At 72.6% G+C, this 7312-nt stretch carries 7 protein-coding genes; all 7 read left to right on the top strand.

Going from position 1 to position 7312, the window contains the following annotated elements; genetic code table 11:
- Positions 1–274 precede the first annotated feature (274 nt).
- The 7 genes from ACFVGS_RS37205 to ACFVGS_RS37175 all read left to right on the top strand — a co-directional run bounded on the left by ACFVGS_RS37205 (position 275) and on the right by ACFVGS_RS37175 (position 7243).
- A complete protein-coding gene (locus tag ACFVGS_RS37205; protein ID WP_385696897.1) occupies positions 275–1018 on the top strand; it encodes a DUF2786 domain-containing protein in 744 nt (247 codons plus the stop codon).
- A 73-nt stretch (positions 1019–1091) separates the two neighbouring features.
- Complete coding sequence (locus tag ACFVGS_RS37200; RefSeq protein WP_385696895.1) at positions 1092–1328, top strand: hypothetical protein; 237 nt, start codon at positions 1092–1094, stop codon at positions 1326–1328.
- The gene (locus tag ACFVGS_RS37195) at positions 1325–1816 is read left to right on the top strand and encodes a DUF6197 family protein (protein ID WP_385696893.1); all 492 of its coding nucleotides are present in this window, start codon (positions 1325–1327) and stop codon (positions 1814–1816) included. The genes ACFVGS_RS37200 and ACFVGS_RS37195 overlap by 4 nt, the downstream gene beginning before the upstream one ends.
- A 93-nt stretch (positions 1817–1909) precedes the next feature.
- On the top strand, positions 1910–3874 hold the full coding sequence (locus ACFVGS_RS37190) for a ParB N-terminal domain-containing protein (RefSeq protein ID WP_385696890.1): 1965 nt from the start codon (positions 1910–1912) through the stop codon (positions 3872–3874).
- 72 nt (positions 3875–3946) lie between these two features.
- Entirely contained in the window at positions 3947–4369 is a 423-nt protein-coding gene (locus ACFVGS_RS37185) for a hypothetical protein (protein WP_384450753.1), read from the top strand.
- A gap of 138 nt (positions 4370–4507) precedes the next feature.
- Positions 4508–5725, top strand: a complete 1218-nt coding sequence (locus tag ACFVGS_RS37180) for a hypothetical protein (RefSeq protein ID WP_385696887.1) — start codon at positions 4508–4510, stop codon at positions 5723–5725.
- A gap of 372 nt (positions 5726–6097) precedes the next feature.
- A complete protein-coding gene (locus ACFVGS_RS37175) occupies positions 6098–7243 on the top strand; it encodes a hypothetical protein (protein WP_385696884.1) in 1146 nt (381 codons plus the stop codon).
- Positions 7244–7312: the final 69 nt, after the last annotated feature.

The following is a 7312-nucleotide window of genomic DNA, read 5'->3' as shown; positions in this document are numbered from 1 at the left end:
TCGCTGCGCGAGCCTGGACACCCCACCCGGAACCCTGGTCCGGCTGGCGCTGTCCGACCGAGGAGGGAACCCCGCCCGGGGCGCGTTGTGGCCGGGCCCGGCCGGGCGGGTGCGGGTGGACGTGATGGGAAAAGGGCAGGTCAGAGGGGTTGTTGGGCTTGACCCACCCCCAAGAACATGGTTTAATTAGTGATGTCGGAAGGGGAGGGCAACACCCCAGCCGGCCACCGGAGGCCGACCGGCCCCGGCACCCACTCTCACCAGGAGAAGAACTGTGACCACCCAGGCGGACGCGAACCCCAAGCTGGCGACGATCCGGGCGCTGCTGGCCAAGGCTGAGGACCCGGCCACGCCGGAGGCCGAGGCCGAGCTTGCCCGGACCCGGGCGATGGAGATGGTGGCGAAGTATGGCGTGGACGAGGCGCTGCTGAGTGACGGGCAGCCGTCGCGCGACGGAATCACGGACAAGAACTTCGACCTCCCCAACCCCTGGTCGATGTCTCGCGTCCGCCTCATGTACCACGTCGCGGAAGCTGTCGGCTGCAAGTCCATCCTCATGGGTCAGCAGGGCAACGGCACCCGCCGCGTCCACGTGGTCGGCTACGAGTCCGATGTCCAGCGTGCGGAGATCCTCTATACGTCGCTCCACCTCCAGATGCTCAACGGCCTTAATCGGCAGGCCGTGCCGTACGGCGTCCGCAGCCCGAAGGCGTGGCGCAACTCCTGGCAGGTCGGGTTCATCACGCGCGTCACCGAACGGCTTGCGGCCATCGAGGAGGCCGCCCGAGCCGCCGCCAGCGGGGAGACGTCCGCCACCGGCCGCAGCGGCGAACTCGTGCTGGCTGCCCGAGGCAGCATGGTCCGGGCCGCGTTCCAGGAAGCCCACCCCAGGGTCCGAAAGCAGAGCAGCTCTTTCAGTGGCAGCGGGTACGGCGATGGAGTCGCCGCAGGCAACCGCGCAGACATCGGCGGAAGCCGCCGCATCGGAGCCAAGTCCGCCGGATCGCTCGCCGCCTGATCCGCGAACCCCGCCGGGGCGGCGGCCCGCCGCCCCGGCCCACCCTGCGCGCCCCCAGGAGCCCCGCGTGTTTATGGACTGGATCAGGTTCCACAAGACCGACGAGAACGGCCGTCACTACTTCGAGGTCTACAGCGTCCCCCATGCGTGGAACGCCGCCGCCCTGAAGATCCCCGGCACCGGCCGGATCAGCGAAGCCGCCGCCCGCACCTTCGCCAGCACCAGCCCGGCCGGACGCCAGTGGCGCACCCCCTGCTACTGCACCGACTGCACCATTGCCGCCAAGTCCGTTAGCAGCGTGGCATCTTGACCACAGCGACCGCCCAGGAGAACACCATGTCGTCCCGGCCACGTGCCACCCCCGCCCGCATCCTCGCTGCCGCCGCCGACCACATCGAGCGCGTCGGCCTGTACCAGGGGGACCACCTCTGGCAGCCCGGCCGGATGGGCAGCACCGCCCCGTGCAACCTGCTGCACGCATGGGGTCGAGGCGTGCGCGCCGCCCGCCCCCGCTGGTCCGAGCGCGGCGAGGCGTGGGAGTTCTTCCAGCGGGCCCTGTTTGACTCCCTGGTAGTGCTCAGTAACCAGGTCAACGGCCACCCCGTGCCGCCCGTCCGGTGGCGCAAGCTGGGGCTTGCCGAAGACGCCTACCGCCGGACGCTTCTGTGGTGCTGGACTGATACCCCGGGCCGGACCACCGCCGAGGCCGCCGCCCTGATCCGCTCCGCCGCAGCCCTCTACCGGGGTGACGCCGATCACACCGCCCCTGGTTGCCCCACCCTCCAGAACATGGTTTAATTAATGATGTCGGAAGGGGGAGGGCAACACCCCCGACCGGCACCCCCCGCCGGGGCCGACCGGCCCCGGCGGAACCTCTCACCAGAAGGCAGCATGACGATGACCACCAAGACCCAGGCCGGCGTCCAGACCGCTCCCGCCCCGTGGCCGACCATCACCACCGCAGAACTCCTCGCACACCCCGGCAACGTCCGCTCCGTCGAGGCCCCGGCCGATCTACTGGCCGACGTGAAGGCCAACGGCGTCCAGGAGCCGCTGTACGTCGTGCGCACCAACGGCAACGTGCCGCAGATCATCGACGGGTTCCAGCGGCTCGCCGCCGCCGTCGACGCGGGGCTGGAGACCCTGCCGTTCACGCCCCGCCCGGTCATCCGGATCGACGCGCTCACCCCGCACCCGGAGAACGCCCGCGAGGATCTCGACATCAACGCGCGGTTCGTGGAGTCCTTCCGCGCCGAGGGCTGCCGCATCCCGGTCAAGATCCAGCGGCTTGAGGGCGGGATCATCCAGGTCAACGACGGCCACCGCCGCTACTTCGGCGCGCAGGACGCGGGCCTCACCCACCTGCCGTACGAGTGGGAGGAGGACGACCGCGACGCCGCCGGGCAGTTCCTCGACATGATCACCACCTCCGAGCAGCGCAAGGGCCTGACGACGAAGGAGATGAACCAGGCCATGTTCAGCGCCGCCGAGGCGGGCGCACAGGTCGGCCGCATCGCCAAGGCGGCGGGCGTCCGACAGAAGGACGTGCGCACTCTCGTCAAGGTCCGCAACGACGAGAAGCTCAGCGCCGCCATCAGTGCCGCGAGCGGCTATACGTGGACGTTCGAGAACATGGCCGCCCTCCAGGAGTTCGCCGACAACCCGGAGGCGCTCGCCGCGATCACCGAGGCCGCCGCCGCGAAGGGCGCGGACGAGGCGAAGGTTCAGTGGGCCATCGAGGTCGAGCGGGTCAAGCGTGACAAGGCGGCCAAGGCGGCGGCCCACCGCGCGGAGCTGGAGGCCGCCGGGCAGAAGATCCGCGATATCGAGGAGCTGTCCGAGCGGGCCACGCGGGTGTGGCGGCTGAGCGGAGTCAGCGAGGAGGAGCACAACGGGTGCAAGGGTCAGGTGTGGGTGTTCGACGACCGGCGCGGCGACCGGTACGAGCCCTACTGCACGGCCCCCGGACTGTACGGACACGTCGCGCCGGAAAGCGCCAAGAGCAGCGGAACCGGCAGCACCAGGACCGCCGCCGAGGTCGAGGCCGAGCGCGCCGCCCGCGCCGCCGTCAAGGCGGGCAATATCGACTGGGACGCCGCCGAGGTGATCCGCCGGAAGTGGCTCGCGGACCTGATCAAGTCGCGCGCGCTCCCGAAGGCCAGCACCAACGCCCTGATCCGCCACGTCAACGAGGCACTTCTGAGCGGGACGTGGGGGATCTGTGACGACCTGAACAAGGAGCCCACCACCGAGATCCTGGCCGATTTCCTGGGGCTGAACGCCCAGCAGGCCAAGGACCGCAGCATGTTCGCCCAGCACGCGGCCAAGGACCCGCGTCGGGCCCCTCAGCTCCAGTTCGCAGCCATCGCGGCCGTCCGTGAGAAGTGCGCGAACCGGTCGGCGTGGCGGACGGACGGCCAGCACGCCCCGTGGACCCGGAAGCCCACGGCCGCGTGGTTCCGCGTGCTGGAGTCGCTCGGGTACCAGCTGACGCCCATCGAGCGGTCGGTGGCGGACGAGACGCCGTACGACCCGGCGAAGAAGGAGCAGCCCCACGCCTCCCTGCTCGGCGGGGGCGAGCCGGAGGCCGAGCCGGACACCCAGCAGGACGACGACGAGCAGGGCGACGAGGAGCCGGAGGCCGAACCGGCCGAGGGCGAGGGTGACGACGAGCAGGCCGCCGCCCGGCCGGAGCAGGCCGAGGGGAACCCGGAGAGCGAGCCCGAGCCGGACACCCCTGCCGATGTCGAGGGCGAGCAGGCCGACGCCGAGCCGGACGGCGCGGAGCCGGAGCCGGAGGCCGAGCCGGACGCCCCGGCGGCCGAGGAGCCGACCACCGAGACCGAAGCCGCCTGATCCTCCCCACCGATCCGACGCCGGGGGCGGGAATCCGCCCCGCCCCCGGCCGCCCCTCCCAGGAGCCCCACCGTGACCCGTGCAGTCCTCTCCGAGACCTACGCCGACGACCACTGCTGCGGATACGCCGCCGCCCCCGCCGAGCCGAACGCCAGCGTCGCCGCCGACCTCATGCAGGCCCGCGCCATCGCGGGCGGACTCGCGGAGTTCGGCATCGGGTCCGCCCGCTGGTCGGCCGCCTACGACCCGGAGGCCGCCGCCGTCGTCCTGCGCGTGGACACCCCGCGCGGACTGTACGCGCTGGCCATCCCCGAGCCTGGCCAGCCGTTCCCCGTCCGCCATCACGGCGAGCGCATCGGGGCCCTGGACTCCCGCCGCACCTACGGCACCCCGGACAGCCTCACCGCCGCACTGTTCGCCGCCTTCCTGCGCGACCGCGCCGCCCTCGACATCCCCGGCCGGGACGTTTGCCTCACCCGTCAAAACATGGTTTAATTAATGATGTCGGAGGGAGAGGGCAACACCCCCTCCGAACCACGGGCCACCAGCCGGCCCCAACCCGAACCCGGCCGCACGCGGAGGGCAACCCGCCCGGCCGGGGACTCGATTCCTCTCACCAGCAGGAGCACCCCGATGACCAGCGCAGCCATGCGGTTTTCCGTCCCCGCCACCGCCCAGGCCCGCGTCCGCCAGCTCGTTGAGGCCACCAACGCCCGCGCCGCCGTCCACCGCCTCAGCCCGTACGCGCTCGACATCTCCGCCCCGTTCCTCGCGGACTACCGCGACGTGGACGGCCGGGTGATCGGCAAGCGCCCCACCGTCACCGTGACCATCTCCGGCGACATGCCCCGCCACCAGGGCTGGACCGTCATCGCCCGTCTGGACCACGACGAGGAGGGGGAGACGATCACCAGCCTGTTCCCGGGCCTGCCAGAGCGGGACGCCGAGGCCGCGCGCCAGCACCGGGCCGTCGAGAACTACTGCCAGGGGTGCTCCGTAGCCCGGCACCGCACCGCCACCTATCTCGCTCGCCACGAGAACGGCGAGATCCGGCAGTTGGGCACCACGTGCGTCGAGCCGTACACCGGACTGCCGATCAAGGGGCTTGAGGCGCTGTGGCGTCTCGGGTCGATCAAGGATTCCGACTGGGACGGAGAGGAGGGCGGCGTCCCGGCAGACCTGCGCGTGCCGGTGGACGAGGTGCTCCGGGTGGCCGCCGCCGTCGTCACCCAGGACGGCCGCTTCTACAGCCGCTCCGAGCAGTGGAAGAACCGCGTGCCGACCGCCGACAGCGTCGAAGCGTACTTCTTCGACCGCAAGGCCCCGATGGAGTGGCGGGCCGGAATTGACGCCGAGCCCGACGCGGCCAGCACCGCCGCCGCCGTCCGCGCGTGGGCACTCCAGGGGTACGGCAGCCTCTCCGAGTACCGCCACAAGGTGGGCCAGCTGGCCAAGGGCGAGACCGTCGCCCCGCGCCACCTGCCGACGCTGGTGTCCGCCGTCGCCGGGTGGCACCGCGACCAGGAGAAGGCGGCCATCGAGCGGGCCGCCCAGAACAGCAAGCCGCAGGGCAGCAAGGGGGAGCGGCTCACCGTCCCCGCCACCGTGACCACGGTCATCGAGCTGGAGGAGCGGTACTACGGCTACCACGCTCAGCGCCGCCGACTGATCAAGTTCCAGGACGCCGAGGGCAACGTCTACGTGTGGTTCAGCAGCGCCGCCACCGTCCCGGGCAAGGGTGACGAGGTCGAGCTGACCGGCACCGTCAAGGAGCACAGCACCTACGGCGAGACCGCCCAGACCGTACTCACCCGGTGCCGCGTCACCGAGCGCGAACCGGTCGCCGCCTAGGAAGGCCCGGCCGGGCGGAGACCACCGCCCGGCCCGCCCCGAGCCGCCGGTCGTGGGGTGGGGCGGCATCGAGCCGCCCAACCCCACGCGCACCCACCGCCCGGCAGCGCCGCCCCCGTTGGCGGCCGACCCGCCCTGCGACCGAAGACCGAAAGGGCGTCCCTTCGGGACGGCTCAGCCCGGCCCGGCTCGCAGCCGGCCGGGACGTCCGGGCCGCAGGCGGCCCTCCCGCCCCGCCCGGACGCCGGGCCAACGGACGTGCCCTACGGGCACGACAGCACTCTCCGCCGCGCTCCGCGCGACCAGGCGGCAACCCGACGACGGGGGCGCCGCCGCCCCCGACCGCACCACCGAACCCACCGAGGACCACCAATGCCCGAGCCCGCGCGCGCCGCCGCCCAGTTCGGAGACCCCTCACCGCAGACCTGCCTGCAAGTCGCCGGGGAAGCCGCCCTGCTCGCGGTCATCGCCGCGGACGAAGCCATGGCCGCCGTCCGCCGAAGCAGCACCGGCACCGCGCGGCTGGAGGCGGCCATGCACGCAGCCCACCAAGAAGCCGTCGAAGCCGCCCGGCACGCCGACCGCGCCGAGCAGTACGCCGTCGATCCCGAGATGCCCGCAAGCTCGCTCGCCTACTGCGCCCGCCAAGCCGTCCACCATGCGGTGCTCGCCCAGGCCGCCGCCGGAGTCGAGGTCACGGCCGCCGGCCTGTGCGCCGAGCTGGACCGTGTCCTCACGCCCGAGGAGCAGGCCCAGCGCGAGCGTGCCCGCCGCCAGGAGGAGGACCGGCGCGAGGCCGAGGAGCAGGCTGCCACCGGGATGGACCGCCCGAACCGGGAGCAGGCCGCCTCGAACCTCCACCTCGCCGAACGCCACGTCGGCGAACTCGGCTGGAGCACCGGCCACCTGCGGGTGATGGAGGCCGCCGCGACCGGCCGCCTGTACTGGCGTGACGGCCGTGCCCGGCTCGCTGCGCGGCACGGCGGGTGGACCGGCGGGCGCCGGATCAGTCAGGAGCGGACGCAGGCTCTGCTGACCGCCAAGTTCCTCACCGCCGACCAGCAGAGCGACGGCACCCGCGTGCTCACCCCGAGCCCGATGGGCCACGTCGCGCTGGAACTCGCCCTGCTGCACCAGGCCGGGCTGCACGCCAGCGACTACATCGCCTACGAAGCGCGGTTCGCCCGGGTCCGCCGCCGCCACAAGCGCCGCGACGACCAGAAGGCCGCCGCCCGCCGCCTGCCCCCGCTCGAACCCAGCACGCAGAAGCTCTACCGGAAGCCGATCACCATCGCCGAACAGCAGGCCCGCGCCAGCCAACAGCCAACCGTCGACCTCGCACCGGCCAGCTCGCCGGACACCGGCGCCGCACCCCGCCCCGCTGCCGCCCTCCCGCAGCCGGCACCTGCACCAACCACGGCCCCGCGAACTCCAGCACCGCCTCTGCCCAAGCCCCGGCGGGCCCTCCCGCGGGCCCGGCCGATCCCCGTCTCCCCGCTCCAGCCCACCCTGTGGTGACACCCCGGATCATGGTTTTCGCGCCTCCGGCGGGTCCTCTCTCGGAGGGGGTGGGGGGTGGGTTGGTTG

Source organism: Streptomyces sp. NPDC127114 (assembly GCF_042677525.1).
Classification (GTDB): Bacteria; Actinomycetota; Actinomycetes; order Streptomycetales; family Streptomycetaceae; genus Streptomyces.
This window is presented reverse-complemented; position numbering and strand designations above follow the sequence as displayed.

Bases quoted from the DNA above. Each gene is read 5' to 3' on its own strand.
- ACFVGS_RS37200 (WP_385696895.1), top strand. From the start codon at position 1,092: ATGGACTGGATCAGGTTCCACAAGACCGACGAGAACGGCCGTCACTAC.
- ACFVGS_RS37190 (WP_385696890.1), top strand. From the start codon at position 1,910: ATGACGATGACCACCAAGACCCAGGCCGGCGTCCAGACCGCTCCCGCC.
- ACFVGS_RS37180 (WP_385696887.1), top strand. From the start codon at position 4,508: ATGACCAGCGCAGCCATGCGGTTTTCCGTCCCCGCCACCGCCCAGGCC.
- ACFVGS_RS37175 (WP_385696884.1), top strand. From the start codon at position 6,098: ATGCCCGAGCCCGCGCGCGCCGCCGCCCAGTTCGGAGACCCCTCACCG.